Source organism: Cupriavidus sp. 22TCCZM04-2 (assembly GCF_057798895.1).
This window is the reverse complement of sequence record NZ_JBYOJS010000005.1, coordinates 154,571-180,911: the sequence shown is the minus strand read 5'-3', so window position 1 is coordinate 180,911 and position 26,341 is coordinate 154,571. Positions and strand designations below refer to the sequence as shown.

Below are 26,341 nucleotides of genomic sequence, written 5' to 3'. Positions count from 1 at the left end.
CGCTACTGCGCGGCCGCGGCCGCCAGCCACATCTGGAACAGTTCTCGCGCCGGCTCAAGGTAGGCGGCAATCGGTTCGCTGCATCCGCCTGCGTACCAGTGGCAGTAGCAGCCATGGAAGGTGGACACCATCAGCCGCGCCATCGTGGCCGGCATCGCCCGCTGCGGCTGCGTGAACGCATCAACCAGTCCCTGCACGTGACCTTCCCAGCCACGGTGGATTTCGGCACGCACGCTGGCCGGCAAGCTGCCCGAGAACAGCATGCCGAGCACCACGCCCTTGGCTTCCGGGTTGGCCGACAACGCTCGCGCGACCTCATCGAAGACACGATCCAGGCGTCGCGCCGGCGTTTCTCCGGCGCGTATCTCGGGCGCGATCTCCTGCCCGATCTCGCGGAACAGCGTGGTCGCGGCTTCCGCCAGCAGCATTTCCTTGCTGCCGAAGTGCCATAGCAGGCTGCTCTTGGCCACGCCCGCACTGACGGAAATCTGATCCAGCTTTACCTCGGCATAGCCGTGCGCGCGGATCAGGTCGCGCGTCACGGCGAGCACGCGTTGGCGCGTTTCAAGCCCGCGACGGTTCTTCTGTGCAGCGGGCGGGTAGGGTGGTGGGGGGAAAGCAGGCATGGGGGCGATCAAAAAGAACCGTTTATGCACATCCAGGGCGTGCTCGCGCGGAGCATCCCTGATTATTCGAATTTGACAGTGTGACGGCATCCGAACCAAACTTGTGAATTGTACTGAACGTTCAGAACAATGCGCCCCCGCTGGTGGACGGCAGTCCGGCTGCCGCCTGTTGCTTCCTCGGGCTCGCATGGAGCCAATCTCTCAAGGAGAACCGAATGCTTCACCGATATGCGGCGCTGGCCGCCGCTGCGCTGTGCCTGGCCGGCACGGCCGATGCCGCCGAAGGCCCCCAGCCGGCTACGCCGGCCACGGCGAAGGCCAACGCGGCCGTCCTGCAACAATTGCCGTTCGCCAACCGGCAGGATTTCGAGGATGCGCAGCGCGGTTTCCTCGGCACGCTGGACGGCAACGAGATCCGCGATGCGAAGGGCCGGGTGGTCTGGTCGCTCGGGACCTATGCCTTCCTGCGCGATGCCAAGGCGCCCGATACGGTCAACCCCAGCCTGTGGCGCCAGGCCCAGGTCAACCTGAACAACGGCCTGTTCCAGGTCACGGACCGCATCTACCAGGTGCGCGGGTTCGACATCTCGAACATGACCATCATCGAGGGCGACAGCGGGCTGATCATCATCGATCCGCTGACCTCGATGGAAACCGCGCACGCGGCGCTCGACCTGTACTACAAGCATCGCCCGAAGAAGCCGGTGGTGGCGGTGATCTATACCCATAGCCACGGCGACCACTTCGGCGGCGTCAAGGGCGTAACCACCGAGGAGGACGTCAAGGCCGGACGCGTCAAGGTGCTGGCGCCCGAGGGGTTCATGGAAGAGGCCGTCAGCGAGAACGTGTTCGCGGGTACGGCGATGGGCCGCAGGGCGCAGTACATGTACGGGTCCAACCTGCCGCGCTCGGCTACCGGCCATGTCGATTCGGGCCTGGGCAAGGCGGTGTCGCACGGCACCATCACGCTGATTGCGCCAACCGACCTGATCGCGAAGACCGGAGAGACGCGCACGATCGACGGCGTGAAGATCGAGTTCCTGATGGCGCCCGGCACCGAGGCCCCGGCCGAGATGCTGATGTACTTCCCGCAGTGGAAGGCGCTGTGCGCGGCCGAGGACGCCACCCATAACCTGCACAACCTGTACACCATCCGCGGCGCGCAGGTGCGCGACGCCAACCAGTGGTGGCGCGCGCTGGACGAGACCATCGACCGCTTCGGCGGCCGCACCGAGGTGATCTTCGCCCAGCACCACTGGCCCAAGTGGGGGCAGCAGAACATCGTCAGCTATCTCGGCAACCAGCGCGATGCCTACAAGTACATCCATGACCAGTCGCTGCGGCTGGCCAACCAGGGCTTCACACCGGCCGAGATCGGCGAGCGCGTGAAGCTGCCGCCGTCGCTGGCCAGCCAGTGGGACTTGCGCGACTACTACGGCACGGTCAACCACAACGCCAAGGCCGTCTACCAGCGCTACCTGGGCTGGTATGACGGCAACCCGGCCAATCTGTATCCGCTGCCGCCGGAAGAGGCTGCAAAGCACTATGTCGCGTTCATGGGCGGTGCCGACAAGGTGATCGAGCAGGCCAGGGCCTCCTACGCGCGCGGCGAGTACCGCTGGGTGGCCGAGGTCATGAAGCACGTGGTGTTCGCCGATCCGTCCAACCAGGCGGCGCGCAACCTGGAAGCCGACGCCCTGGAGCAGCTCGGCTACCAGACCGAATCGGCCACCTGGCGCAGCGCTTTCCTGAGTGGCGCGCAGGAACTGCGCAATGGCTTGCCGAAGGATCCGGGCGCGCGCACGGCCAATCCTGACGTGCTGCGCGCCATGACCGACACCATGTTCCTGGACTATCTGGCCATCCGCCTGAACGGCGAGCGCGCGGCCGGACAGAAGCTGGCCATCAACTGGGTCCAGCCCGATACCGGCAAGCGTTATGCGCTGACGGTGGAAAACGGCGTGTTCCGCTACAAGGCCGATGCCCGGCACGCTGTCCCGCAGGCGACGCTGAGCATCCCGCGCACGGCGCTGTTCGGCGTGCTGGCCGGGCAAACCACGCTGCCGGCCGAAGTGCAGGCCGGACGCGCCCGTGTCGACGGGGATGCCGGTGCGCTGCGTACCTGGATGGGCCTGATGGACAAGTTCGACAGCAACTTCGCCATCGTGACGCCCTGATGCCCCGACGCAGCGAACAGGCGCGTGCGGGCGTCGACACGGTGAAAATCGGGTCGGCGCCCGCATAAGACCCCTTGGATTCGAGGGTTTTTTCGCGCGGGGGCAGAAACGTTGCGTGAATGCTGCGGCGCCGCGGGCGAAAGTCAGCCTTGATGCGGTTTTTTAGTGGTTAACCCTTTATTTAGGGGAGAAATTCTACGAATCCGTATCGTCGATGAAACAGTCCCGCTGCCGCAGGCCGGATAATGCCCTTCGGTAGTAACCCGAATGAGGAGTAGAGGACTATGAAATCGACCTATAAGAAGATGCTGGCGGCAGGCGCTGTCATGGCGCTGGCAGGTACCGCACAGGCACAATCGGCTGGCAGCAACATCATCAGCCTGGGCTGGTTCCGCGTCATGCCGAACAGCTCGGCCGATCCGCTGACGGTGGACAGCATCAACGGCCGCCCGGTCGGCATGGTTCGCCCCAACACCGGAGCGGACATCGAGACCGCCGACACGGTTGGTCTTGCCTTCGCGCATTTCTTCACGGACAACATCTCGGCCGACTTCATTGCCGGCATTCCGCCCAAGCATGACGTCAAGGGCACCGGCGACTATGCCCAGTACGGCAAGCTTGGTTCGGTCCGGCAGTGGAGCCCTGCGTTGCTGGTGAAGTACCACTTCTTCGAGGCCAAGGCCAAGTTCCGTCCCTACGTCGGCCTCGGCGTGAACTACACGTGGTTCACCGACGAAACCATCAGCAACCAGGATTTCGTCAACCACGCCTTCGGCATCCCGGGCGCCAGGATGAGCGCCAGCGCCGACAGCTCGTGGAACCCGGTGTTCAATATCGGCGCCAACTACGCCATTAACGACAACTGGTTCGTCGGCCTGTCGGTGTCCTACGTGCCGGTGTCGACGCGGGCGACGTTCACCACGCAGGCAGCCGGGGTGACGATCGTGTCGCACACCAAGATCAAGATCGATCCGGTGGTCACGTTCCTGAGCGTGGGCTACAAGTTCTGACCGGCTTTGCGCCCCTCTCCCGCTCGCGGGAGAGGGGCGACAACATTCGCGGCGCCGCGATTCATGCGGCCGATTTCACCGGATAGCCGGCTTCCTCGATCGCCGCGCGCAAGGCCTGCGCGTCGGCGCCGCTTTCTACCTTTACCGACTGCGCCGGTACATCGGCCGACACGCGCGCCGCGGGATCGACGCCTTGCACGGCACGCGTAATCGCGCCGACGCAGTGGTTGCACGACATGCCTTCGACCTGGAACTGGATCATGGCTGAGACCTCCTGATTGACATGGACTGGCGGCACGATCGCCGCGACAGGCGTAGTGTGAACCTTCCCACCGTGGGAAGCGCAAGCAAAACCGGAAAGTGGGAAGACCGCCTTGACCTTCCTATCATGGTAAGGTCCATCATGCAGTCACTGAAACTGTGGATGAGCCAAGCGATGTCGAATGCCAGCCTTTCCCCTGCCCTGACGGGCAGCCAGGCGCCCGAGTGGCGGCTGCCGATCGACGGCATGACCTGCGCCTCATGCGTGCGGCGTGTCGAAAATGCGCTGGCCAAGGTGCCGGGCGTGCGGGACGTTGCCGTGAACCTGGCCACCGAGCAGGCCACTCTCCATGCGGACAGCGGCGCCGTGCTGCCGGCCGCGGCCAAGGCCATTGCCGATGCCGGCTATGAAGTGCCGCGCGAGATGGTGGAACTCGATATCTCGGACATGACTTGCGCCTCCTGCGTGGGGCGGGTCGAGCGCGCGCTGCGCGCAGTGCCTGGCGTACTCGACGCGCAGGTCAACCTGGCGACCGAGCGCGCCAGCGTGACGCTGCTGCGCGGCGCCGCCGATGCCGGCGCGCTTGCGGTCGCCGTGACGCGCGCCGGCTATGGCGCCACTCCCGTGACGGACTCACTGCCCGCCGCATCACCGGATGCCGCCAAACGCGAATTCTGGAGCGGCCCGTGGCCCGTGATCCTCTCCGCGGCGCTGTCCTTGCCGCTGGTGGCCCCGATGGTGCTGGAATGGTTCGGCGTGCACTGGATGCTGCCCGCCCGGGTGCAGTGGCTGCTCGCCACGCCGGTGCAGTTCGTATTCGGCTGGCGCTTCTACAAGGCCGGCTGGAAGGCCGTGCGTGCCGGCGCCGGCAATATGGACCTGCTGGTGGCGCTGGGCACGAGTGCGGCCTATGGCCTGTCGCTGTGGCTGATGTGGCGATCGCCGGGCGGCATGCCCCATCTGTATTTCGAAAGCGCTGCCGTGGTCATCACGCTGGTCCGGCTGGGCAAGTGGCTGGAGACGCGCGCCAAGCGCCAGACCGCCGACGCCATCCGCGCGCTCGCCGCGCTGCGGCCCGACACCGCCCGCGTGCGGCGCGGCGGGCAGGAAGTCACCGTGCCGCTGGGTTCGGTCCGCGTCGATGACGAGGTGGTGGTGCGCCCCGGCGAGCGCATTCCCGTCGATGCCGTGGTGATCGAAGGCACGAGCCACGCGGACGAGTCGATGCTGACCGGCGAAAGCCTGCCGGTGCCCAAGGGCCCCGGCGACAAGCTCACCGGCGGCGCCATCAACTTCGAAGGGCTGATGGTGGCGCGCACCGTGGCGGTGGGCGCCGAGACCGTGCTGGCCCGCATCATCCGCATGGTCGAGCACGCGCAGGCCGCCAAGGCGCCGATCCAGCGCCTGGTGGACCAGGTCAGCGCGGTATTCGTGCCCGTGGTGCTCGGCATTGCGCTGCTCACGCTGCTCGGCTGGGGCCTGTTCGCGGGCGATTGGGAAGCGGCGCTGCTCAATGCCGTGGCGGTGCTGGTGATCGCCTGCCCGTGTGCACTGGGGCTGGCCACGCCGACCGCGATCATGGCCGGCACCGGCGCCGGGGCTCGCGCGGGCATCCTGATCAAGGACGCCGAGGCGCTGGAGATTGCGCACCGCGTCAGCGTGGCGGCCTTCGACAAGACCGGCACGCTGACCGTGGGACGGCCCGAGGTCGTGGCCCTGCACGCTGCCGATGCGGATGATGCCGACGGCGCGCGACTGCTGGCACGGCTGGCCGCGCTGCAGGCCGGCAGCGAGCACCCGCTGGCGCGTGCGGTGCTGAACGCGGCGCAGGCACGCGGCATTGCCGCGCCGGTGGCCGCCGACGTGCAGGCGCTGCCGGGACGCGGCATTGCCGGCGTGGTCGACGGGCAGGCCCTGCAACTCGGCAGCGAACGGCTGCGCGAGGCGCTGGGCGCTGATGCGGGTACGCTGCAAGCCGTGGCCGAACGCCTGCGCGACGAGGGCCGCACGGTATCGTGGCTGGTCGAAACGCAGCCGCCGCGCGTGGCCGGGCTGGTCGCCTTCGGCGATGCCATCAAGCCAGGCGCGCCAGCGGCCATCGCGCGCTTGCGTGCGGCTGGCGTGCGCACGGTGATGCTGACCGGCGACAACCGCGGCGCCGCCGCGCGCGTGGCGCAGGCGCTGGGACTGGATGAAGTGCAGGCCGAGGTGCTGCCGCAAGACAAGGCTGCGCGCGTGCAAGCGCTGGGCCAGGACGGCGCGGTGGTGGCGATGGTCGGCGACGGCATCAATGATGCACCGGCGCTGGCCGCGGCCGATGTCGGCATTGCCATGTCGACCGGCACCGACGTGGCCATGCATGCCGCCGGCATCACGCTGATGCGCGGCGATCCCGCGCTGGTGGCCGATGCGCTGGCCGTGTCGCACCGCACCGTGCGCAAGATCCGCCAGAACCTGTTCTGGGCGTTCTTCTACAACGTGGTGGGCATTCCGCTGGCGGCGGCGGGCCTGCTCAATCCGGTGGTTGCCGGCGCGGCCATGGCGTTCTCCAGCGTGAGCGTGGTCAGCAACGCGCTGCTGCTGCGCCGCTGGCATCCCGGCGCCGGCGCTGGCCAACAGGAGGGCAAGGCATGAATATCGGGCAGGCCGCGGACGCGTCGGGCGTGTCCGCCAAGATGATCCGGCACTACGAGTCGATCGGCCTGGTCGATGCGCCGCCGCGCACCGAAGGCGGCTACCGCCGCTATGACGAGCGCGCCGTGCACACCTTGCGCTTCGTGCGGCGCGCCCGTAATCTCGGGTTCTCGCTCGACGAGATCCGCGGGCTGCTGTCGCTGTGGCATGACCGCCGGCGCGCCAGTGCCGATGTGAAGGCGATGACGCTGCGGCATGTGGCCGACCTGGAAAAGCGCATTGCCGAACTCGCCGCCATGCGCGATACGCTACGCACGCTGGCCGAGGCGTGCAGCGGCGATGGCCGGCCCGATTGCCCGATCCTTGCCGACTTCGCGCAGCCCGACGGCCAGGCGCATTGCCATGGCGCGTTCGGCGGTGCGGCGGAACCAGAACAATGATCTGAAGCGCAGTGCTTCGCTGCGGACGGGGCGTACCCGAAGGAGAGCCGCGGATGGACAAGCCCATGACGGAAGACGCCGTTCCTCCTGTGAAGGACGGGCAGTCTGCGCGCGCCCAGGCGCCGGATGCCGCCCCGGACCTGCGCTGCGTGGAAAGCCGGCAACGCATGCGCGATGGCACCGAACTGCTGCTGCGCACCTGGGAGCCGGACCCACGCAGCAACGCGGCACCACTCGGCTGCGTGCTGCTCGTGCACGGCCTGGCTGAACACAGCGGCCGCTACCAGCACGTTGCCGAGGTACTTTGCGGGCTGGGCCTGCGTGTGCGCGCCTATGACCAGCGCGGCCACGGCGCCAGCGGTGGTGCGCGCATGGTGGCCGAGCATCCGGACGTTTATCTCGATGACCTCGCGGAAATCCACGATGCAGCCATGCGCGCGTGGAACGAACTGCCGATCCTGCTCGGCCACAGCATGGGCGGCCTGGTGGCGGCGCGCTTCGCGACCGCCCGGGTACGACCGGTGCGGGCGCTGGTGCTTTCGTCGCCGGCCCTGGCATTGCGGCTGTCGCCGGCCATGCTGACTCTGCACCGCGTGCTGCTGACACTGGCGCCCCGGCTGCGCGTGCCGAACCCGATCGATGCGCGCATGCTGTCGCACGACCCGCAAGTGGTGGCGCGCTACCGTGCCGATCCGCTCGTGCAGACCACGATCACGGCGGGCGTGCTGGAGAGCTTTATCCGCGGCATGGCGCAGGCGCAAGCCGACGCCGCGCGGCTTGAAGCGCCCATGCTGATGCTGGTGGGCGGTGCGGACCGCATTGTCGATCCGGCAGGCAGCCGTATCTTCTTCGACCACGCGCCGGCCGACCTGCGCGATGAAGTGTGGTTCGACCACGGCTACCACGAGATCTTCAATGAAGCCGAGCCTTTGCGCGGGGAAGTGTTCGCGGTGCTGATGGACTGGCTGCGGCGGCGTCTGTTGGCGACGCAGGACTAGGCGCGGAAGACCGACTCGGCTACGCCGAATACGGCGCTTACGACAGGATCGTCGCGGCGGCTCGCCAGCGCGACCAGCGACAGTTCGGTCTGCACCGACATGCCTTCCACAACCACGAGACCGTGCGCATGCGATTCGCGCAGCGCAATGGAATCGCGCACGAGCGACAGGCCCACGCCGGAGCGCACGAGATCGAGCATCGACGCCTCCTGGTCAACGTGCGCGACCTTGTGCACGCCGGCGGCGTCCACGCCAGCCTCGGCAAAGCGTGCCGAAAGCAACCTGTGGTGCGCGGACTCGGGCGGCGTCCAGATCCATGGCAGTGTCGCCAACTGTGCCCACGAGCGCAGCGCCGTCCGTTCCTTCCAGCCCTTGGGCGCAACCACGTAGTACGAGAACGGCGTTAGCGCCAGCACATGGAAGCCGGCATCGGGCGGCTGCCCGAGATAGAAGCCGGCATCGAGCGCGCCGCTGCGTACCTGCTGTAGCACCCAGCCCGACATGCCGTGGCGCAACTCCGTGCCGATCTGCGGATGGCGTTCGACCAGCGTGCGCAGCATGACGCCAAGCCGCGTGAACTCGGGATCGAGGATAGTGCCGATGGCGAGCTTGCCGCGCACGGTGTGGTGCATCGCGTCGACCGTGTGATGCAGGTCGCCGACGCTGTCGAGGATGCGCTCGGCCAGCGGCAGCAGCGCCGCACCGTCCGCGGTCAGCGTGAGCCCGCCTGCGGTGCGTTCGAACACACGGATGCGCCACGCCGACTGCAGTGCCTTCAGCTGCAGGCTTACGGCGGGTTGCGTCAGGTGAAGCCGCAGGGCGGCGCGGGTGAGGTTGCCTTCGCGGGCGACGGCAACGAAGGCGCGCAGGTGATGGAGGTCCACGTTGGAGCGCAAAGGGGGCGAGCGAGTGTGCGGTGCAATATTTACAGCGGCTTATATTGCGATTGACGATAAATCATTGGACGGGCCCGCGCAACTGCGCCAACCTTGTGGCCACTGGAGCCCATAGCCTGGTCACGGGGCGCAAACGCTCCGGCCATCTTCACCCCACGCAAAGATGGAGCGATGCCGGTGGCAGGCCGTCACTGAACACCGGAACACCAGAACACAAGCGGAGACAAGACGACTCGTATGGAGACCTTCGACTACATCATCGTGGGCGCCGGCTCGGCCGGCTGCGTGCTGGCCAACCGCCTGACGCAGGACCCGGAGGTGAACGTGCTGCTGCTGGAAGCGGGCGGCAAGGACGATTACCACTGGATCCACATCCCGGTCGGCTATCTCTATTGCATCGGCAACCCGCGCACGGACTGGCTGTATCGCACGGTCGCGGAGAAGGGCCTCAACGGACGTTCGCTCGGCTATCCGCGCGGGCGCGTGCTGGGCGGTTCGTCTTCGATCAACGGCATGATCTACATGCGCGGCCAGCGCGAGGACTACGACGACTGGGCGCGCCTGACCGGCGACGACGGCTGGCGCTGGGACAACGTGCTGCCGCTGTTCAAGCGCAGCGAAGACCACCACCGCGGCCCGACCGAATTCCATGGCGCCGGCGGCGAATGGCGCGTGGAAGGGCAACGCCTGCATTGGGACATCCTGGAGCGGTTTATCGAGGCGGCGGAACAGGCCGGCATTCCGCGCACCGATGACTTCAACCGCGGCGACAACTTCGGCGTCGGCTACTTCGAAGTCAACCAGCGGCGCGGCATCCGCTGGAACACGGCGAAGGCCTTCCTGCGGCGCGCGGCGGATCGTCCGAACCTGACCATCGTCACCGGCGCGCAGGTCAGTGCGCTGACCTTCGAGGGGCGACGCTGTACCGGCGTGAACTATGTCGGCGGCGGCCAGCCGCACAGCGCGGGGGCGCGGCACGAAGTCATCCTGGCCGCGGGCGCGGTCAATACGCCGCAGCTGCTGGAACTGTCGGGCATCGGCCAGGGCGAGCGGCTGCAGGCGCTGGGCATCGAAGTCCGGCATGCCTTGCCGGGCGTGGGCGAGAACCTGCAGGACCATTTGCAGCTGCGCAGCGTGGTCAAGGTGAACGGCGTGCGCACGCTGAACACGCGCGCGGCGAGCTGGTGGGGCAAGCTGGGCATCGGGCTGCAGTACGCCTTCAACCAGAGCGGGCCGATGAGCATGGCGCCGTCGCAGCTCGGCGCGTTCGCGCGGTCCGATGCGTCGCAGGCACGGCCGAACCTGGAGTATCACGTGCAGCCGCTGTCGCTCGACAAGTTCGGCGAACCGCTGCACGCGTTCAACGCATTCACGGCCAGCGTCTGCAACCTGCGGCCGACTTCACGCGGCAGCGTACATATCGACAGTGCCGATTTCCGGCAGGCTCCGGTGATCGCCCCCAACTACCTTTCCACGGAGGAAGACCGGCGCGTGGCCGCCGATTCGCTGCGGCTGACGCGGCGCATCGTGGCGTCGCCGGCGCTGGCGCCCTACCGGCCGGAAGAGTGGCTGCCAGGGCCGGGCTTCGAGACCGACGAAGCGCTGGCGGAGGCGGCCGGCAACATCGGCACCACCATCTTCCATCCGGTCGGCACGTGCCGCATGGGCCGCGCGGACGATCCGCTTGCCGTCGTGGACCAGCGTCTGCGCGTGCTTGGCATCGACGGGCTGCGGGTCGTGGATGCGTCGGTGATGCCGTTGATCACGTCGGGCAATACGAATTCGCCGACCATCATGATCGCGGAGCGGGCCAGCGACATGCTGCGCGAGGACCGCCGGCGGCAGCTTGCGGCCTGAGCGCGTCGCGCGTTGCGACAAGAGGTGCAGAGCAGGGGCTCGAGCGCCGGATCGCCCGCAACCCCTTGTCGCAGCGCGTCAAAGACCTGACACATGGTTCATGTCTTATAGTGCAAACCCCGATGTTTTGCGATGCAACAGGCGCACACAATAGAATAAAGCGGTTGGTGCACCACCCAGCACATGGCGATGGGCACCCCCGGCAACAGCGGTAGTCGCACCGTATATAAAAATCACTAATGCGACCCAACGGCGAAACGCCGGGTTCGAACCGATTGTCAGTGGTGCCGGGCACAAGCCGGCAGTTCAGCAACAGGGCGGGCAGGAGACTATGAATTCACAGGAAACCATCCTGGAAACGCGAAACCTCACGAAGGAGTTCAAGGGTTTCACGGCGGTGAGCGACGTCAACCTGCGCGTGCGCCGCGGCTCGATCCATGCGCTGATCGGGCCCAACGGCGCCGGCAAGACCACCTGCTTCAACCTGCTCACCAAATTCCTGGAGCCGACCAAAGGCACCATCCTTTTCAACGGCATCGATATCACGCGCGAGAAACCCGCGCAGATCGCGCGCCGCGGCGTGATCCGCTCGTTCCAGATCTCGGCCGTGTTCCCGCACCTGACGGTGATGGAGAACGTGCGCATCGGCCTGCAGCGCCAGCTTGGCACCGCGTTCCAGTTCTGGCGCAGCGAGCGTTCGCTCGACGTGCTCAATGGCTGCGCCATGGAACTGCTCGAACAGGTCGGGCTGACCGAGGTCGCGCAGACCGTCACGGTGAACCTGCCGTACGGGCGCAAGCGCGCGCTGGAGATCGCCACCACGCTGGCGATGGAACCCGAGCTGATGCTGCTCGACGAGCCCACGCAAGGCATGGGCCACGAAGACGTGGACCGCGTCACGCAGCTGATCAAGAAGGTCTCGGAAGGACGCACCATCCTGATGGTCGAGCACAACATGAACGTGGTGTCGTCGATCGCCGACAAGATCACCGTGCTGCAGCGCGGTGCCATCCTGGCCGAAGGTCCGTATGCGGAAGTCTCGAATGACCCGCGCGTGATGGAAGCCTATATGGGCACGGCCGACGCCGAACTGCAAGGCGCGCACTGAGGAGGCCATCGACATGACGACATCCAACGTAGCCGCGCTCGAGATCAAGGACCTGCACGCCTGGTACGGCGAATCGCACATCCTGCATGGCGTGGATCTGACCGTGAATCGCGGCGAAGTGGTAACGCTGCTGGGCCGCAACGGCGCGGGCCGCACCACGACGCTGCGCGCGATCATGGGCCTGACGGGCACGCGCAAGGGCTCGATCAAGGTCAATGGCCATGAAACCATCGGCCTGCCGACGCACAAGATCGCGCACTACGGCATTGGCTACTGCCCCGAGGAGCGGGCGATTTTCTCCAGCTTGTCGTGCGAAGAGAACTTGCTGCTGCCCCCGCAATTGAAGGGGCAAGCGAATGGCGGAAGCGCGGGCATGAGCGAGGCCGAGATCTACGAGATGTTCCCCAACCTGAAGGAGCGCCGCCAGAGCCAGGGCACGCGCCTGTCGGGGGGCGAGCAGCAGATGCTCGCGGTCGGGCGCATCCTGCGTACCGGCGCGAACCTGCTGCTGCTCGACGAGATCTCGGAGGGCCTGGCGCCGGTGATCGTGCAGGCGCTCGCGCGCATGATCCTGATGCTCAAGAAGAAGGGCTACACGGTGGTGATGGTGGAACAGAACTTCCGCTTCGCCGCGCCGCTGGCCGACCGCTTCTATGTGATGGAGCACGGCAGCATCGTCGAGCGCTTCGCGGCCGGCGAGCTGCAGGCAAAGATGCCGGTGCTGAACGAATTGCTTGGGGTCTGATCGGCGCGTCCGTTGCACGGATCGCCGGATCGGCTGTTTGCGGGAACGGGTGGCGCGCGCCGCGCCAAAACACAGGAGACAACGCAATGAGGAAGACTCGGCTCGCTGCCGCGATGGCGGCAATCGTCATGGGTGCTGTTTCGTTCAACGCCGCCGCGCAGGTATCGGGCGACACCGTCAAGATCGGCTACATCACCGACATGTCCGGCCTGTATGCCGACATCGACGGCCCCGGCGGCCTCGAAGCGGTCAAGATGGCCATCGAGGACCATGGTGGCAAGGTGCTCGGGAAGCCGATCGAACTGGTCTCGGCCGATCACCAGAACAAGGCCGACATCGCGGCGTCGAAGGCGCGTGAATGGATGGACCAGCAAGGGCTGGACATGCTGCTCGGCGGCACCAACTCCGCGACCGGCCTGGCCATGAACAAGGTGGCGCAGGAAAAGAAGCGCGTGTATTTCAACGTGGGCGCGGGCACGGCCCGCCTGACCAACGAGGAATGCACGCCGTACACGGTGCACTACGCCTATGACACGGTGGCGCTGGCCAAGGGAACCGGCAGCGCGGTGGTCAAGCAGGGCGGCAAGAAGTGGTTCTTCCTGACTGCCGACTATGCCTTCGGCCACTCGCTCGAGAACGATACCGCTGCGGTGGTGAAGGCCAACGGCGGCACGGTGGTGGGTTCGGTGCGCCATCCGCTGTCGGCGTCGGACTTCTCGTCGTTCCTGCTGCAGGCGCAGGCCTCGAAGGCCGACATCCTCGGCCTGGCCAATGCGGGTGGCGACACCATCAACGCGATCAAGGCGGCCAAGGAATTCGGCATCACCAAGACCATGAAGATCGCCGGCCTGCTGATGTTCATCAATGACGTCCATTCGCTGGGCCTGAAGAACACCGAGGGCCTGCTGATGACCGACAGCTGGTACTGGGACATGAACGACGATACGCGCAAGTTCGCGAACCGCTTCTTCGGCAAGATGAAGAAGATGCCGAGCAGCCTGCAGGCCGCCGACTACTCCGCGATCAGCACGTACCTGAAGGCCGTGGAAGCCGCCAAGACCGACGATCCGGAAAAGGTCATGGCCGAGCTGAAGAAGATGAAGATCAGCGACTTCTACACCAAGAGCAGCTACATCCGCGCCGATGGCCGCAATATCCACGACATGTACCTGATGCAGGTGAAGACGCCGGCGGAATCGAAGAAGCCGTGGGACTACATGAAGGTCGTGACGACCATCCCGGGCGATCAGGCCTTCACGACGGTGGCCGAGTCGAAGTGCCCGCTGCTTAAGAAGTAAGAAGGTTGGCGGGCTCCGCAGCCAGCGAGAGCCCGCCGGTTTGCTCCTCTCCGTCGCACGCGGCGGAAGGGGAGATACAGCCAGCAACGGATGCCTATGGACATCTTCGGAATTCCCCTTCCCGCCATGCTGTCCCAGCTCCTGCTGGGCCTGGTCAATGGCGCCTTCTATGCGATGCTGAGCCTTGGCCTGGCGGTGATTTTCGGCCTGCTCAACGTCATCAACTTCGCGCACGGCGCGCTGTTCATGCTCGGCGCGGTGCTGGCCTGGATGGGCATGGAGTATGCCGGGCTCAACTACTGGGTCATGCTGGTCCTGTCCCCGCTGGTGGTCGCGGTGCTGGGCGTGGTCATCGAAAAGACCATGCTGCGCTGGATCTACAAGCTGGACCATATCTACGGCCTGCTGCTGACACTGGGCATCACGCTGGTGATCGAGGGCATCTTCCGCTCGATCTACGGCGTGTCGGGCCTGCCTTACCAGACGCCCGACGCCCTGCAGGGTGCCACGGACCTCGGCTTCATGATCCTGCCCAATTACCGGGCCTGGGTGGTGCTGGCTTCGCTGACGGTGTGCTTCGTCACCTGGTACGTGATCGAGAAGACCAAGCTTGGCGCCTACCTGCGCGCCGGCACCGAAAACCCCAAGATGGTGGAGGCCTTCGGCGTCAACGTGCCGCTGATGGTGACGCTGACCTACGGCTTCGGCGTGGCGCTGGCCGCGTTTGCGGGCGTGCTGGCGGCGCCGGTGATCCAGATCTCGCCGCTGATGGGGCAGAACCTGATCATCATCGTGTTCGCCGTGGTGGTGATCGGCGGCATGGGTTCGATCATGGGTTCGATCCTGACCGGCCTGGGGCTGGGCGTGATCGAAGGGCTGACCAAGGTGTTCTATCCTGAAGCATCGTCGACCGTGGTGTTCTTCATCATGGTGATCGTGCTGCTGCTGCGTCCGGCCGGACTGTTCGGGAGGGAGAAGTGATGCGTGCAGAATCGAGCGTGACGATCAAGGCCGGACAGGCCAGAGAGGGCCTGGGCGTGCAGAAGAAAGTGCTGTATGGATTGCTGCTGTTGGCGCTGGTGGCGGCGCCGATGGCCGGCGCCTATCCGGTGTTCGTGCTTAAGGTGCTGTGCTTTGCCCTGTTCGCGTGCGCGTTCAACCTGCTGATCGGCTATACCGGGCTGCTGTCGTTCGGCCATGCAGCGTTCTTCGGCGGCGCCGGCTATATCTCGGGCGAGGCCATGAAGCTGTGGGGCGTGACGCCCGAGATCGGACTGATCCTGGGCACCGCCGGCGGCGCACTGATCGGCTACGTGGTCGGTTCGCTGGCCATCCGCCGCCAGGGCATCTACTTCTCGATGATCACGCTGGCGCTCGCGCAGATGCTGTTCTTTATCTGCCTGCAGGCGCCGTTCACGGGCGGCGAGGACGGCCTGCAGGGCATCCCGCGCGGCAAGCTGTTCGGCGTGTTGTCGCTGGCGGACGACCTGACGTTGTACTACGTGGCGCTGGTGATCATCGTTGCGGCCTTTGCGCTGATCGTGCGTACCGTGCACTCGCCGTTCGGACAGATCCTGAAGGCGATCAAGGAGAACGAGCCGCGCGCGATCTCGCTTGGCTATGACGTCGACCGCTTCAAGCTGACGGCCTTTGTGCTGTCGGCGGCACTGTCCGGACTGGCCGGTTCGATCAAGGCGCTGGTGCTCGGCTTCGAGACTCTGACCGACGTGCACTGGTCGATGTCGGGTTCGGTGATCCTGATGACGCTGGTTGGCGGCCTGGGCACCTTGTCGGGCCCCATTGTCGGCGCCTTCGTGGTGGTGGCGCTGGAGAACAAGCTCGGCGACATCGGCGCCTTCCTGGCCTCGGTCACGGGCATTGACTGGTTCAACTCGCTGGGCGAGTCGGTGACCATGGTGATCGGCGCGATCTTCGTCATCTGCGTCCTGACCTTCCGCCGCGGCATCATGGGCGAGCTCAACGCGCTGTTCAGCCGCAAGCACGAGTGATGAACGGTCGACATGCCCGGAATTGGGGCTAGGGTTTGTTCTAGCTTGTTCCATCTGCACCGCTTCGTTACATTTCACACACGGTTTTCGCAGGTTAGATGGAGGCGGAAGCGAGGAGACGACAGGCGCGCACCCGGTGTCGGGTAGCAGCGTTATAAATAAAGGGCGTTGCCGGGTGATCCTCGGCAACGCTTTTTTCATTCCAGGGTGACTTTCGCTTCTCCTGCACCGTTTCCGGGCATTGATGCCGCCTTGGCATAACTGCGCTCCGGTCACATGCGACAATGCGGGCTTGCTTCAGAGCCGCCATGCCGTCCCAGCCCGTCCATCTTCCCAGTACCGAATCTTCCCCGCAGCACCAGGTACGCCTTGGCGTCAGTGCCGACGCGCCGGCGCTCGACGCCTGGCTGCAGGCCGCCTTGCCGTTGCCGGTGCCGGCCGCCCGCGCGCGGCGGCTGGCGCTGGAAGGGCTGCTCGCACAGTCCGGGCAGGGTGCATGCCTGCTGGCAATGCATGAATACGACATCGCTGCCTGTCTGCCCGTAGCGCTGATTCCCAGCCTCGAGTTCGGCGGCCTGGTGGCGTGCGCGACGGAGTGGTGGCCATCGGAGGCGGCGTCATCCGGTTCTGGCTGCCTCGCGGCCTGTCTGGCCACGCTGGCCGACTGGTGCCGCGCTCATGGCATCCGGCATCTCCTGCTGGCTCCCGGTCTGGCCGCAGATGTGCCAACGGGATTCGCGCGGCACCACAGCGGGCTCTGGCACCGCATGGTAGTGCCGGCGCCCAAGACGCTCGGCTGAGCGCCGGGCGCGCTGCTCGCCTTCTCAAATCCTCTCTTCTTTCTTGTTCCCTTTTTCCTGCAATCATGGAGTTCGCATTACTGGCGCTTGCCGCCTTTCTCGCCGGCCTGATCGACGCGGTGGCCGGTGGCGGTGGCCTGGTCCAGATTCCGGCGCTGTTTTCGGCCTTTCCCGGGATGGCGCCGGCCACGCTGCTGGGCACCAACAAGGTGGCTTCGGTCGCCGGCACGGCCAATGCGGCGATCCGCTACGGGCGCAGCGTGCGCATCTACTGGGCCGCAACGGCGCCGGCCGTGGTGGCGGCATTCCTGTTCTCGATGGCCGGCGCCTGGGCGCTGACCATGATTCCCGCCGAGCCGTTGCGCAAGGCGCTGCCGTTCGTGCTGGTGTCGCTGCTCGTCTATACCGTAGCGAAGAAGGATCTGGGCACCGAGCACGCGCCTTCGCTCAGCGGCACGCGCGAACGCGTGGCGGCGCTGCTGGCGGGTGCGGTGATTGGCTTCTATGACGGCGTGTTCGGGCCGGGCACGGGCAGCTTCCTGATGATCGTGTTCGTGCGCGTGTTCGGCTACGACTTCCTGCACGCCTCGGCGTCGACCAAGGTCGTGAACATGGCCACCAACCTGGCGGCGCTGCTGCTGCTGGCCAGCAAGGGCCATATCTGGTGGCAGCTCGGCCTGGTCATGGCCGTTGCGAATGTCGCCGGCAGTCAGGTGGGCAGCCGGCTGGCGCTGCGCCACGGCAGCGGCTTCGTGCGCAAGGTGTTCATCGTGGTGGTCAGCGCGCTGATCCTGAAGACGGCCTGGGACGCGTTTTTCCGCTGACGCCGCCTTCATGTGATGCGGGTTAATCCGGCTGGCCGCGAAAAATCGCTGTGTTAGACTCGATACGCATTCCCGACCGCACGGTCGGGGAATGGTTGCGGAATGGTTGCGAAATGGCCGTGGCATTTCCGGGGAAGTGGTGCGGACGGGAAAGAACGGAAGGAGTCATCTCCTTCCTGGCAGTACGCAGGTGCCAGCGATGTGCCTGTGGCGACCCGAGCGGTCGAAAAAGAACTGGAGGCATCCGGCGGCCGGGAGCCGTTCGGATGCCTTTCCGTTTTCAGGAACCGAAGGAGACAAGATGAACTTCAAGCGCGCCAGCCTGCTGGCCATCGCTGCCGCGGCCCTGGTTGCCGGCACGGCCAGCGCACAGGTCAAGGTCGGGGTCACGGTGTCGGCGACGGGTCCGGCGGCGTCGCTGGGCATCCCGGAAAAGAACACCTTCACGCTGATGCCCAAGGAAATCGCGGGCAAGAAGATCGAATACATCGTCCTGGACGACGCCTCCGACACCACCACGGCCGTCAAGAACACGCGCAAGCTGATCAGCGAGGACAAGGTCGACGTGGTGGTGGGTTCCACCGTCACGCCGAACTCGCTGGCGATGGTTGACATCGTGGCCGAGAACGAGACGCCGATGATCACCATGGCTGCCTCGGCCCGCATCATCGAACCCATGGATGCCAAGCGCGCCTGGGTCTTCAAGACGCCGCAGAATGACTCGCACATGGCCACGGCCATTGCCGAGCACATGACCAACAACAACGTGAAGACGGTGGCTTTCATCGGCTTCGCGGATGCCTATGGGGACAGCTGGGCGCAGGAGTTCGCCAAGGTGGCCGACATGCGCAAGCTCAAGGTGGTCGCCAACGAGCGCTTCGCGCGCACCGATACCTCGGTGACCGGCCAGGTCCTCAAGATGCTGGGCAGCAATCCCGATGCCGTGCTGATCGCTGGTTCGGGTACGCCCGCGGCGTTGCCGCAAAAGGCGCTCAAGGAGCGCGGCTACAAGGGCAAGATCTACCAGACCCACGGCGTGGCCAACCCCGACTTCCTGCGCGTATGCGGCAAGGACTGCGAAGGCACCTTCCTGCCCGCGGGCCCGCTGCTGGTGGCCGACCAGCTGCCTGACAGCAACCCCGTCAAGAAGCCGGCCATGACCTACAAGACCGCCTACGAAAAGGCCTTTGGCGGCCAGGTGTCGACCTTCGGCGGCCATGCGTGGGATGCGGGCCTGATCCTGCAGCATGCGATTCCCGAGGCGCTGAAGAAGGGCCAGCCGGGCACGAAGGAATTCCGCAAGGCGCTGCGCGATGCCATGGAGCAGACCAGGAACCTGCCGGTATCGCACGGCATCATGAACATGACCCCGACCGACCACCTCGGCTTCGACCAGCGCTCGCGCGTGATGGTGCAGATCGTCGACGGCAAGTGGAAGCTGCTGACGAAGTAAGCCGCTGGCAGTGGCTGGACGCGTAGAACCGGAAGGCGCATGGTGACCCCCATGCGCTTTCTTTTTTCGTGCTCGCCATCGTCTTAGGGTTGCCCTGTATTTCCGCAATAAGCAACCCGTTTACTATTCCGTAATCCCAGCGCACACAGTGCAATCCAGCGACTGTTCGCGCCCTGTCCGCCCCTTGGCTTGCAGGCAGGTCATTTCACAACACGGGGAGACAATGGACCTTTCGATTGCCGCCATCCTGGCGCAGGACGGCATCACCTCAGGCGCGATCTACGCGCTGCTGGCGCTGGCACTGGTGCTGGTGTTTTCGGTGACCCGCGTCATCTTTATCCCGCAAGGGGAATTCGTGGCCTATGGCGCGCTGACGCTGGCGGCCATGCAGGGCGGGCACGCGCCGCAGACGAGCTGGCTGCTGCTGGCCATGGGCGTGCTGACCTTCGTGTATGAAACCGTGACCGTGCTGCGCAGCGCGGAACTGCGTCGCACGTTTGGGCGCAGGCTCGGCGTGCTGGCCGGAAAGTATCTTGTGTTTCCTTTGGCCGTGCACCTGCTGGTGCAGCAATACGGTGCGCAGCCGTTGCCGATGCTGGCGCAGATTGCGCTGACGCTGCTGGTGATCATTCCGATGGGGCCGATGCTGTATCGCCTGGCCTACCAGCCGCTGGCCGAGGCCAGCACGCTGGTGCTGCTGATCGTCTCGGTCGGCGTGCATTTTGCGCTGGTGGGCCTTGGGCTGGTGATGTTCGGTGCCGAGGGTTCGCGCACCGAGGCCTTCTCCGATGCGCGCTTCGAGGTGGGCAGCCTCACGGTCTCGGGGCAAAGCTTGTGGGTCGTGGGCATGTCGGCGCTGCTGATCGGCGCGCTGTATTTCTATTTCGAGCGCACGTTGCAAGGCAAGGCGCTGCGCGCGACGGCGGTGAACCGGCTCGGCGCGCGGCTGGTCGGCATCGGCACGACGCAGGCGGGGCGGCTGTCGTTCACACTGGCCGCGGCCATGGGCGCGCTGTGCGGCATCCTGATCGCGCCCCTGACCACCGTGTACTACGAGTCGGGCTTCCTGGTGGGCCTGAAGGGCTTTGTCGGCGCGATCGTCGGCGGCCTGGTGAGCTACCCGATCGCAGCACTGGGTGCGCTGCTGGTCGGGCTGCTGGAATCGTATTCGTCCTTCTGGGCCAGCGCGTTCAAGGAGGTCATTGTCTTTACGCTGATCATTCCGGTGTTGCTGTGGCGCTCGCTGACGAGCAAGCACGTCGAAGAAGAGGAGTAAGCCATGACGATGCTGACTGACAAGCAAGCCGCCGTGGGCGGCGAACGCAGCGGCAACCGTGCCGGGCTGCAGCGCAACCGCGTGCTGACACTGCTGTTCATCGCGGCGCTGGCCTTGCTGCCGGTGCTGCCGACGCCGGAGTTCTGGATCACGCTGGGCAATTACATCGGGCTGTACAGCATCGTGGCGATCGGGCTCGTGCTGCTGACGGGCGTAGGCGGCATGACCTCGTTCGGGCAGGCGGCGTTCGTCGGGCTGGGGGCCTACAGCACCGCGTACCTGACCACGCAGTTCGGGCTGTCGCCGTGGTTCGGGCTGCTGGTGGGCCTGGTGATCACCATCGCGTGCGCCTACGTGATCGGCCTGATCACGATGCGCATGTCCGGACACTACCTGCCGCTCGCCACCATTGCGTGGTGCCTGTCGCTGTTTTTCCTGTTCGGCAACCTGGAGTTCCTGGGCAAGTACGACGGGCTCAACGGCATCCCGGTGCTGTCGTTGTTCGGCGTCGAACTGCAGTCGGGCCGTGCGATGTTCTACCTGATCTGGAGCGTGGTGCTGCTCGCCGTGCTGGCCGTGCAGAACCTGCTGAACTCGCGGCCGGGCCGCGCGATGCGCGCGCTCAAGGGCGGTGGCGTGATGGCCGAGGCGATGGGCGTCAACACCGCGTGGATGAAGGTCGTGGTGTTCGTGGTGGCGGCGGTGCTGGCGTGCATCTCGGGCTTCCTCTATGCGCACCTGCAGCGCGCGGTGAACCCGACGCCATTCGGCCTGAACTACGGTATCGAGTACCTGTTCATGGCGGTGGTCGGTGGCGTGGGCCACGTGTGGGGCGCGGTGCTTGGCGCGGGCCTGCTTACGATCCTGAAGGACACGTTGCAGGGCTTGCTGCCGAAGCTGCTCGGCGCGAATGGCAACTTCGAGATCATCGTGTTCGGCGTGCTGCTCGTGCTGCTGCTGCAACATGCGCGCGATGGCCTGTGGCCGTTCTTGCGCCGGCTGTTTCCGTCGGGGCCGCCGGTGCAGGCACCCGAAGCCGCCGATGCGCTGCCGGTCCGGCAGAAGCCCGAGGCCGGCGAACTGATCCTCGACGTGCGTGCCGCGCGCAAGCAGTTCGGCGGACTGGTGGCGGTGAACGACGTGAGCTTCCAGGTGCGGGCCGGAGAGATCGTCGGACTGATCGGCCCGAATGGTGCCGGCAAGTCGACCACGTTCAACCTGGTGACGGGCGTGCTGCCCGTGACGCGCGGCGAAGTCCGCTATCGCGGTGAAGTGATATCGGGCCTGCCTTCGCGCGAGATCGTGAAGCGCGGCATCGGCCGCACGTTCCAGCATGTGCACTTGCTGCCGGCCATGACCGTGCTTGAGAACGTGGCGATCGGCGCGCACCTGCGCGGCGACTTTCACGCGCAGGGCGGTGTATCCGCGGCGATGCTGCGCATGAACCACGCCGAGGAAGACAAGCTGCTGTTCGAGGCCCGGCGCCAGCTCGAGCGCGTGGGCCTGGCCGACTGCATGTACATGGAGGCGGGCAGTCTCGCGCTGGGGCAGCAGCGCATCCTGGAGATTGCGCGCGCATTGTGCTGCGATCCGGCCCTGCTGCTCCTCGACGAGCCCGCCGCCGGCCTGCGCTACAAGGAGAAGCAGGCGCTGGCCGAATTGCTGCGCAAGCTCAGGGCGGAAGGCATGAGCGTGCTGCTGGTGGAGCACGACATGGACTTCGTCATGAACCTGACCGACCGCCTGGTCGTGATGGAATTCGGCACGCGCATTGCCGAGGGCGTGCCCGAGGATGTGCAGAGGAACCCGGCCGTGCTCGAGGCCTATCTCGGTGGCGTGGAGTGATGGGTGAGTGATGGTGTGGACAAGGAACGCAAGATGAGCCCGATCCTCGAAGTGAAGGACCTCCACGTCCGCTACGGCAAGGTGGAAGCGGTGCACGGCGTGAGCCTGAAGGTAGAGGCCGGCAAGATCGTGACCGTGATCGGCCCCAATGGCGCCGGCAAGTCGACGACGCTGAACGCGATCATGGGCGCGCTGCCAGTCAGTGGCTCGGCCAGCGGCACGGTCAGCTATCTCGGACATGACATGGCCGGCATCCCGGTGGAAGGTCGCGTGGCACGCGGCATGTGCCTGGTGCCGGAGAAGCGCGAGCTGTTCGCGTCGATGACGGTGGAGGACAACCTGCAGCTCGGCGCCTTCCGCCGCAAGCGTGCCGGCGAGAAGAACTACCTCGACCAGATGGGCGTGGTCTACGACCTGTTTCCACGCCTGCGCGAGCGCGCGCGACAGGACGCCGGCACGCTGTCAGGCGGCGAGCGCCAGATGCTGGCCGTGGGCCGCGCACTCATGGCCAAGCCGCAGCTGCTGATGCTCGATGAACCCAGCCTCGGGTTGGCACCGCTGATCGTGAAGGAGATCTTCCACATCATCAGCAACCTGCGCCAGACCGGCGTGGCGACGCTGCTGATCGAGCAGAATGCGCGAGCGGCCCTGCAGGTCGCGGACTACGGCTATGTCATCGAGACGGGCGATATGGCGATGGAGGGGCCGGCGGCGGAGCTGGCCAGCAATCCGAAGGTGATCGAAACCTATCTGGGGCTGGCAAAAAAGGCAGCGTGAAGTGCGGAATTAGTGGAGCGATGAATAGAAGGCCCGCTTTGGCGGGTCTTTTCATTTGTTGCATGGATATAGAGGCCGTTCAAAAGCCTCCTTTGCAATAAATATGCGTCGAACGGATGGCGTATTTCAATTCAAGCGAACATAAATTCTTCGTGCTAATAGTTTGCCGTGGTGTAGATTAATCCAATTCTTGCTATGAATTGTTGGCCATCGGAACAAACTACAATCATTTATTTTGCGAATGATCATCCGGCGCGTACTCGGCAGCACCCTGCGCGGCAGTTTCGAGCAGCCATTCACGAAAGCACCGGAGGGCCGGATGATCGCGTCGCTCCCTTGGCGTGCAAAGGAAATAGCCACGCTGTAGCCGGATCGGAAGATCGAAGGGCGCTACCACCCGGCCGGCGGCCAGTTCATCGTGCAGCAGGCAGCGCTGCAGCACGGCGATGCCCATGTCGGCGCGCACCGCCTGGATAAGAATCGAGACCTGGTCGAACCCCGACGACAGCTTTGGCGCAGCACCGGGTACGCCCGCCGCCTCGAGCCAGTTCACCCAGTTGGCGGGAGCAGTCGTGTGGTAGAGCAGGGGCTCTTCCATGAGTTCGGCCGGCTCGCGCCACCGCCCGGCCGTGCGCCGCTGGCGCTCGCGGTCGGGGTGACAGATCGGCACCATTTCGCGCCCAACTACATAGTCCACCTGCAAGCCGGGCCATTTCCCGGGCTCGCCGGCGAGCAGCGCTGCATCGGGCGCGGAACCCGAGAAATCCTCGTCGCGGCGATACGGTACGAAATCGAGCCGTATGTCCGGATGCCGCTTGTGGAAATCGGGCAGGCGGGGTACCAGCCAGACACTTGCAAGCGTCGGAACCGCCGACAGGGTGAGGTGGTGGCTGCGATCGCCAGCACGCAGCGCCGCACTGGCGCTTTCGATGGCGGCGAGCGGATCGGCCACTGCCTCCAGCAACCGTTGCCCGGCGCCGGTCAGCGTGAGCCGATGTGCGTTGCGCTGGACTAGCGGCTGGCCGAAGTGTTCCTCAAGCCGGGCAATGGCCCGGCTCACCGCCCCTTGTGTCACGCACAGCGTCTCGGCGGCGCGCGTGAAGCTGCCCAGGCGCGCGGCGGCGACGAAGGCGTGCAACTCGGACATCGAAGGGGAATGCAACCGCATGGGCCAGGCCAGTGGAGAATGATCTTTGGTAATGCGAAGGTGCAATATAGTCGTTTGCCTGGGGTCGGTAAACGCCTGACACTCGGCGACTATTCATCACAAAAGAACAGGAGAAAGCCCAATGACCCGAGCCAGGCTATCGCGCCGCCAGCTGTTGCTGTCAGGCACTGCGGCTGCCGCCGCGCTGACCTTTACCGGCGGCGCGTTCGCGCAGGCCGCCTATCCCAACCGGCCCATCCGCCTGGTCGTGCCTTTTGCGGCCGGCGGCTCAACCGACCTGTCGGCGCGCCTGGTTGCCGAGTTCGCCGGGCGGGAGCTGGGCCAGCCCATCGTAGTCGAAAACAAGGGCGGGGCAGGGGGCTCGGTCGGCATGGAGCAGGTCGCCAAGTCAGACCCGGATGGCTACACCATCGGCATGGCGACGGTCAGCACGCACGGTTCCAACCCGGCGGTCTATCCGAAGCTGAAGTACGACCCGATCAAGGACTTTGCGCCCGTCACGAACGTGGTGGCGATTCCCAGCGTCTTCGCGGTGCACCCGAGCGTGCCGGCCAAGACCATGCAGGAGTTCATCGCGCTGGCCAAGGCCAACCCCGGCAAGTACACCTTCGCCTCGCCGGGCGCAGGCTCGCTGGGTCATGTGAATATCGAGAACTTCATGATGCTGGCCCACATCGAGCTGCTCCATGTGCCGTACAAGGGCGCCGGCCTGGCGCTCAACGATGCCGTGGCCGGACAGGTGAATGCCATTACCGACAACCTGTCGTCCACGCTGCCTCACGTGAAATCAGGCCGGCTGCGTGCGCTGGCCGTGCTTGGGGCGAGCCGCTCGCCGCAACTGCCGGGCGTACCCACCTATGCGGAGCTGGGCTACAAGGACATGGGGGAGGGCGGCTGGTTTGGCATCGTCGCCCCTGCGGGTACGCCGTCGACGGTGGTCATGCGCCTGAACCAGGCCATCCACAAGGCCATGCAGAACCCCGAGTTCCGGCGCAAGGTGGAAGAGTCGGGCGGCACGCTGGTGCCGACCACGCCTGACCAGTTCAAGGTGCAGATCCAGCAGGCCATGGCCCGGTATGCGCGCGTGGCCAAGACGGCAAACATCAAGCTGGATTGACGTATGAGCGAAGCTGTCAAAGCCATGGCCGGGGCGCCGTTCACGCTGGCGCTGCCCGAAGTGGATGCCTTGCCGCTGGTGTGCGATTCGCCGCATAGCGGCACGGTGTATCCGACGGACTTCGGCGCCGCGGTACCGGCCGGGCGCTTGCGCGGCGGCGAGGATACACACATCGATGCACTATGGGACAGCGTGCCTGCCGTCGGCGGCACGCTGCTCGCAGCGACCTTTCCCCGCGTCTACATTGACCCGAACCGGATGCTGGACGACATCGATCCGGAACTGCTGGATGGCCCCTGGCCTACGCCGCTGGCACCGGGGGAGAAGACCCGGCTGGGATTCGGGCTGATCTGGCGAAACATGGATGCCGCCACGCCGATCTATGACCGCAAGCTGTCCGTGGCCGAAGTGCAGGCGCGTATCGACGGCTATTACCGGCCGTACCATGCTGCCCTGTCTGCGGCAGTGGAGGGCGCCTACCGGCGCTTCGGTGGGGTCTGGCACCTGAACCTGCACTCCATGCCGAACAACGCCTATGAGCGGCTCCGGATCCAGAGCGCGCACCCGCTAGCGGATTTCGTGCTCGGGGATCGGGACGGCAGCACGTGCGAGCCGGGGCTGGTGGATCTGGTGGAGGGGGAATTGCGGGAGATGGGGTACACCGTCGCGCGCAATGACCCGTACAAGGGCGTGCAGCTGATCGCGCAGATCGGGCGCCCCGCTGAACGGCGTAATAGCCTCCAGATCGAGATCCGGCGTCCGCTTTATATGGATGAGCGGACCCGGGAGCGGAACGAGGGATTTGGTACGCTGCAGCGGGATCTCGCTTCGCTGACGCAGCGGGTTGCTGCTTACGTGAGGCAGCAGATCTGAGTTTGTTTCACGTGGAACACGTGGGCCGGACCTTTTTGGGTTCGGCCTTTTTGTTTGGCGGCAGGGTTGGGCGCCCATAAGCCTTCGCCCACTGTGTTCCACGTGAAACAGCCGTGTAATCTCCACGCCATGTTTCACGTGAAACACT

Annotated in this window: 23 protein-coding genes; 19 read left to right on the top strand and 4 right to left on the bottom strand. The window is 65.7% G+C overall.

Translation table 11 applies throughout. The features are described 5' to 3' along the window. Window positions 1–2: 2 nt before the first annotated feature. Window positions 3–626, bottom strand: a complete 624-nt coding sequence (locus AC3FKG_RS10865) for a TetR/AcrR family transcriptional regulator (protein ID WP_488743049.1) — start codon at window positions 624–626, stop codon at window positions 3–5. Window positions 627–841: 215 nt separating this feature from the next. On the opposite strand from AC3FKG_RS10865, the gene AC3FKG_RS10860 reads away from it, so the two are divergent. Further along, a complete protein-coding gene (locus AC3FKG_RS10860) occupies window positions 842–2,803 on the top strand; it encodes an alkyl/aryl-sulfatase (protein WP_488743048.1) in 1,962 nt (653 codons plus the stop codon). A gap of 284 nt (window positions 2,804–3,087) precedes the next feature. Continuing rightward, complete coding sequence (locus AC3FKG_RS10855) at window positions 3,088–3,813, top strand: OmpW/AlkL family protein (RefSeq protein WP_483709872.1); 726 nt, start codon at window positions 3,088–3,090, stop codon at window positions 3,811–3,813. A gap of 61 nt (window positions 3,814–3,874) precedes the next feature. On the opposite strand, the gene AC3FKG_RS10850 is transcribed toward AC3FKG_RS10855, so the two are convergent. Next, window positions 3,875–4,075 carry a heavy-metal-associated domain-containing protein gene (locus tag AC3FKG_RS10850; RefSeq protein ID WP_488743047.1) on the bottom strand — a complete coding sequence of 67 codons (201 nt, stop codon included), beginning with the start codon at window positions 4,073–4,075 and terminating at the stop codon, window positions 3,875–3,877. Between the two features lie 174 nt (window positions 4,076–4,249). On the opposite strand from AC3FKG_RS10850, the gene AC3FKG_RS10845 reads away from it, so the two are divergent. Genes AC3FKG_RS10845 through AC3FKG_RS10835 form a run of 3 tightly spaced genes read left to right on the top strand, consistent with a single transcriptional unit; the run spans window position 4,250 to window position 8,147 of the window. Continuing rightward, window positions 4,250–6,709, top strand: coding sequence for a heavy metal translocating P-type ATPase (locus tag AC3FKG_RS10845; RefSeq protein ID WP_488743102.1), 2,460 nt, complete (start codon window positions 4,250–4,252; stop codon window positions 6,707–6,709). Further along, on the top strand, window positions 6,706–7,149 hold the full coding sequence (gene cueR / locus AC3FKG_RS10840) for a Cu(I)-responsive transcriptional regulator (protein WP_483709870.1): 444 nt from the start codon (window positions 6,706–6,708) through the stop codon (window positions 7,147–7,149). Before AC3FKG_RS10845 ends, cueR begins: the two co-directional genes overlap by 4 nt. 53 nt (window positions 7,150–7,202) lie before the next feature. Then, a complete protein-coding gene (locus AC3FKG_RS10835) occupies window positions 7,203–8,147 on the top strand; it encodes an alpha/beta hydrolase (RefSeq protein WP_488743046.1) in 945 nt (314 codons plus the stop codon). On the opposite strand, the gene AC3FKG_RS10830 is transcribed toward AC3FKG_RS10835, so the two are convergent. Continuing rightward, window positions 8,144–9,031, bottom strand: coding sequence for a LysR family transcriptional regulator (locus AC3FKG_RS10830; RefSeq protein ID WP_488743045.1), 888 nt, complete (start codon window positions 9,029–9,031; stop codon window positions 8,144–8,146). The two genes, AC3FKG_RS10835 and AC3FKG_RS10830, sit on opposite strands and share 4 nt — an antisense overlap. 249 nt (window positions 9,032–9,280) lie before the next feature. On the opposite strand from AC3FKG_RS10830, the gene AC3FKG_RS10825 reads away from it, so the two are divergent. From AC3FKG_RS10825 to AC3FKG_RS10770, 12 genes are all read left to right on the top strand, one after another. Further along, window positions 9,281–10,900, top strand: a complete 1,620-nt coding sequence (locus AC3FKG_RS10825; protein WP_483709866.1) for a GMC family oxidoreductase — start codon at window positions 9,281–9,283, stop codon at window positions 10,898–10,900. A 331-nt stretch (window positions 10,901–11,231) separates the two neighbouring features. Beyond that, entirely contained in the window at window positions 11,232–12,008 is a 777-nt protein-coding gene (locus AC3FKG_RS10820; protein WP_488743044.1) for an ABC transporter ATP-binding protein, read from the top strand. Between the two features lie 13 nt (window positions 12,009–12,021). Continuing rightward, window positions 12,022–12,753 carry an ABC transporter ATP-binding protein gene (locus tag AC3FKG_RS10815; protein WP_488743043.1) on the top strand — a complete coding sequence of 244 codons (732 nt, stop codon included), beginning with the start codon at window positions 12,022–12,024 and terminating at the stop codon, window positions 12,751–12,753. 86 nt (window positions 12,754–12,839) lie between these two features. Beyond that, entirely contained in the window at window positions 12,840–14,051 is a 1,212-nt protein-coding gene (locus tag AC3FKG_RS10810) for an ABC transporter substrate-binding protein (RefSeq protein WP_483709863.1), read from the top strand. Between the two features lie 96 nt (window positions 14,052–14,147). Then, window positions 14,148–15,032, top strand: a complete 885-nt coding sequence (locus AC3FKG_RS10805) for a branched-chain amino acid ABC transporter permease (protein WP_483709862.1) — start codon at window positions 14,148–14,150, stop codon at window positions 15,030–15,032. Then, on the top strand, window positions 15,032–16,060 hold the full coding sequence (locus AC3FKG_RS10800; RefSeq protein ID WP_483709860.1) for a branched-chain amino acid ABC transporter permease: 1,029 nt from the start codon (window positions 15,032–15,034) through the stop codon (window positions 16,058–16,060). Before AC3FKG_RS10805 ends, AC3FKG_RS10800 begins: the two co-directional genes overlap by 1 nt. Before the next feature lie 308 nt (window positions 16,061–16,368). Continuing rightward, a complete protein-coding gene (locus AC3FKG_RS10795; protein WP_483709859.1) occupies window positions 16,369–16,860 on the top strand; it encodes a hypothetical protein in 492 nt (163 codons plus the stop codon). Window positions 16,861–16,925: 65 nt separating this feature from the next. Further along, complete coding sequence (locus tag AC3FKG_RS10790; RefSeq protein ID WP_483709858.1) at window positions 16,926–17,684, top strand: sulfite exporter TauE/SafE family protein; 759 nt, start codon at window positions 16,926–16,928, stop codon at window positions 17,682–17,684. A gap of 301 nt (window positions 17,685–17,985) precedes the next feature. After that, the gene (locus AC3FKG_RS10785) at window positions 17,986–19,137 is read left to right on the top strand and encodes an ABC transporter substrate-binding protein (RefSeq protein WP_488743042.1); all 1,152 of its coding nucleotides are present in this window, start codon (window positions 17,986–17,988) and stop codon (window positions 19,135–19,137) included. Window positions 19,138–19,360: 223 nt separating this feature from the next. Further along, on the top strand, window positions 19,361–20,413 hold the full coding sequence (locus AC3FKG_RS10780; protein WP_488743041.1) for a branched-chain amino acid ABC transporter permease: 1,053 nt from the start codon (window positions 19,361–19,363) through the stop codon (window positions 20,411–20,413). A 3-nt stretch (window positions 20,414–20,416) separates the two neighbouring features. Beyond that, window positions 20,417–22,258: a branched-chain amino acid ABC transporter ATP-binding protein/permease gene (locus tag AC3FKG_RS10775; protein WP_483709854.1), complete on the top strand. Its 1,842-nt coding sequence runs from the start codon at window positions 20,417–20,419 to the stop codon at window positions 22,256–22,258. Window positions 22,259–22,291: 33 nt separating this feature from the next. Continuing rightward, window positions 22,292–23,035 carry an ABC transporter ATP-binding protein gene (locus AC3FKG_RS10770; protein ID WP_488743101.1) on the top strand — a complete coding sequence of 248 codons (744 nt, stop codon included), beginning with the start codon at window positions 22,292–22,294 and terminating at the stop codon, window positions 23,033–23,035. Between the two features lie 226 nt (window positions 23,036–23,261). Here the strand turns inward: AC3FKG_RS10770 and AC3FKG_RS10765 are convergent, their stop codons facing one another. Next, window positions 23,262–24,203, bottom strand: coding sequence for a LysR substrate-binding domain-containing protein (locus AC3FKG_RS10765; protein ID WP_483711568.1), 942 nt, complete (start codon window positions 24,201–24,203; stop codon window positions 23,262–23,264). 121 nt (window positions 24,204–24,324) lie between these two features. Here AC3FKG_RS10765 and AC3FKG_RS10760 point away from each other — a divergent pair, with 121 nt between their 5' ends. Both AC3FKG_RS10760 and AC3FKG_RS10755 read left to right on the top strand, forming a co-directional pair. Beyond that, window positions 24,325–25,320: a Bug family tripartite tricarboxylate transporter substrate binding protein gene (locus AC3FKG_RS10760; RefSeq protein WP_483709850.1), complete on the top strand. Its 996-nt coding sequence runs from the start codon at window positions 24,325–24,327 to the stop codon at window positions 25,318–25,320. A 3-nt stretch (window positions 25,321–25,323) separates the two neighbouring features. Beyond that, a complete protein-coding gene (locus AC3FKG_RS10755; RefSeq protein WP_488743040.1) occupies window positions 25,324–26,193 on the top strand; it encodes an N-formylglutamate amidohydrolase in 870 nt (289 codons plus the stop codon). The last annotated feature ends 148 nt before the right edge of the window (window positions 26,194–26,341 follow it).

Bases quoted from the DNA above. Each gene is read 5' to 3' on its own strand.
- cueR (WP_483709870.1), top strand. From the start codon at position 6,706: ATGAATATCGGGCAGGCCGCGGACGCGTCGGGCGTGTCCGCCAAGATG.
- AC3FKG_RS10790 (WP_483709858.1), top strand. From the start codon at position 16,926: ATGGAGTTCGCATTACTGGCGCTTGCCGCCTTTCTCGCCGGCCTGATC.
- AC3FKG_RS10850 (WP_488743047.1), bottom strand. From the start codon at position 4,075: ATGATCCAGTTCCAGGTCGAAGGCATGTCGTGCAACCACTGCGTCGGC.
- AC3FKG_RS10835 (WP_488743046.1), top strand. From the start codon at position 7,203: ATGGACAAGCCCATGACGGAAGACGCCGTTCCTCCTGTGAAGGACGGG.
- AC3FKG_RS10775 (WP_483709854.1), top strand. From the start codon at position 20,417: ATGACGATGCTGACTGACAAGCAAGCCGCCGTGGGCGGCGAACGCAGC.
- AC3FKG_RS10820 (WP_488743044.1), top strand. From the start codon at position 11,232: ATGAATTCACAGGAAACCATCCTGGAAACGCGAAACCTCACGAAGGAG.
- AC3FKG_RS10805 (WP_483709862.1), top strand. From the start codon at position 14,148: ATGGACATCTTCGGAATTCCCCTTCCCGCCATGCTGTCCCAGCTCCTG.
- AC3FKG_RS10765 (WP_483711568.1), bottom strand. From the start codon at position 24,203: ATGCGGTTGCATTCCCCTTCGATGTCCGAGTTGCACGCCTTCGTCGCC.
- AC3FKG_RS10865 (WP_488743049.1), bottom strand. From the start codon at position 626: ATGCCTGCTTTCCCCCCACCACCCTACCCGCCCGCTGCACAGAAGAAC.
- AC3FKG_RS10755 (WP_488743040.1), top strand. From the start codon at position 25,324: ATGAGCGAAGCTGTCAAAGCCATGGCCGGGGCGCCGTTCACGCTGGCG.
- AC3FKG_RS10780 (WP_488743041.1), top strand. From the start codon at position 19,361: ATGGACCTTTCGATTGCCGCCATCCTGGCGCAGGACGGCATCACCTCA.
- AC3FKG_RS10785 (WP_488743042.1), top strand. From the start codon at position 17,986: ATGAACTTCAAGCGCGCCAGCCTGCTGGCCATCGCTGCCGCGGCCCTG.
- AC3FKG_RS10770 (WP_488743101.1), top strand. From the start codon at position 22,292: ATGAGCCCGATCCTCGAAGTGAAGGACCTCCACGTCCGCTACGGCAAG.
- AC3FKG_RS10810 (WP_483709863.1), top strand. From the start codon at position 12,840: ATGAGGAAGACTCGGCTCGCTGCCGCGATGGCGGCAATCGTCATGGGT.
- AC3FKG_RS10795 (WP_483709859.1), top strand. From the start codon at position 16,369: ATGCCGTCCCAGCCCGTCCATCTTCCCAGTACCGAATCTTCCCCGCAG.
- AC3FKG_RS10760 (WP_483709850.1), top strand. From the start codon at position 24,325: ATGACCCGAGCCAGGCTATCGCGCCGCCAGCTGTTGCTGTCAGGCACT.
- AC3FKG_RS10800 (WP_483709860.1), top strand. From the start codon at position 15,032: ATGCGTGCAGAATCGAGCGTGACGATCAAGGCCGGACAGGCCAGAGAG.
- AC3FKG_RS10815 (WP_488743043.1), top strand. From the start codon at position 12,022: ATGACGACATCCAACGTAGCCGCGCTCGAGATCAAGGACCTGCACGCC.
- AC3FKG_RS10845 (WP_488743102.1), top strand. From the start codon at position 4,250: ATGTCGAATGCCAGCCTTTCCCCTGCCCTGACGGGCAGCCAGGCGCCC.
- AC3FKG_RS10825 (WP_483709866.1), top strand. From the start codon at position 9,281: ATGGAGACCTTCGACTACATCATCGTGGGCGCCGGCTCGGCCGGCTGC.
- AC3FKG_RS10860 (WP_488743048.1), top strand. From the start codon at position 842: ATGCTTCACCGATATGCGGCGCTGGCCGCCGCTGCGCTGTGCCTGGCC.
- AC3FKG_RS10855 (WP_483709872.1), top strand. From the start codon at position 3,088: ATGAAATCGACCTATAAGAAGATGCTGGCGGCAGGCGCTGTCATGGCG.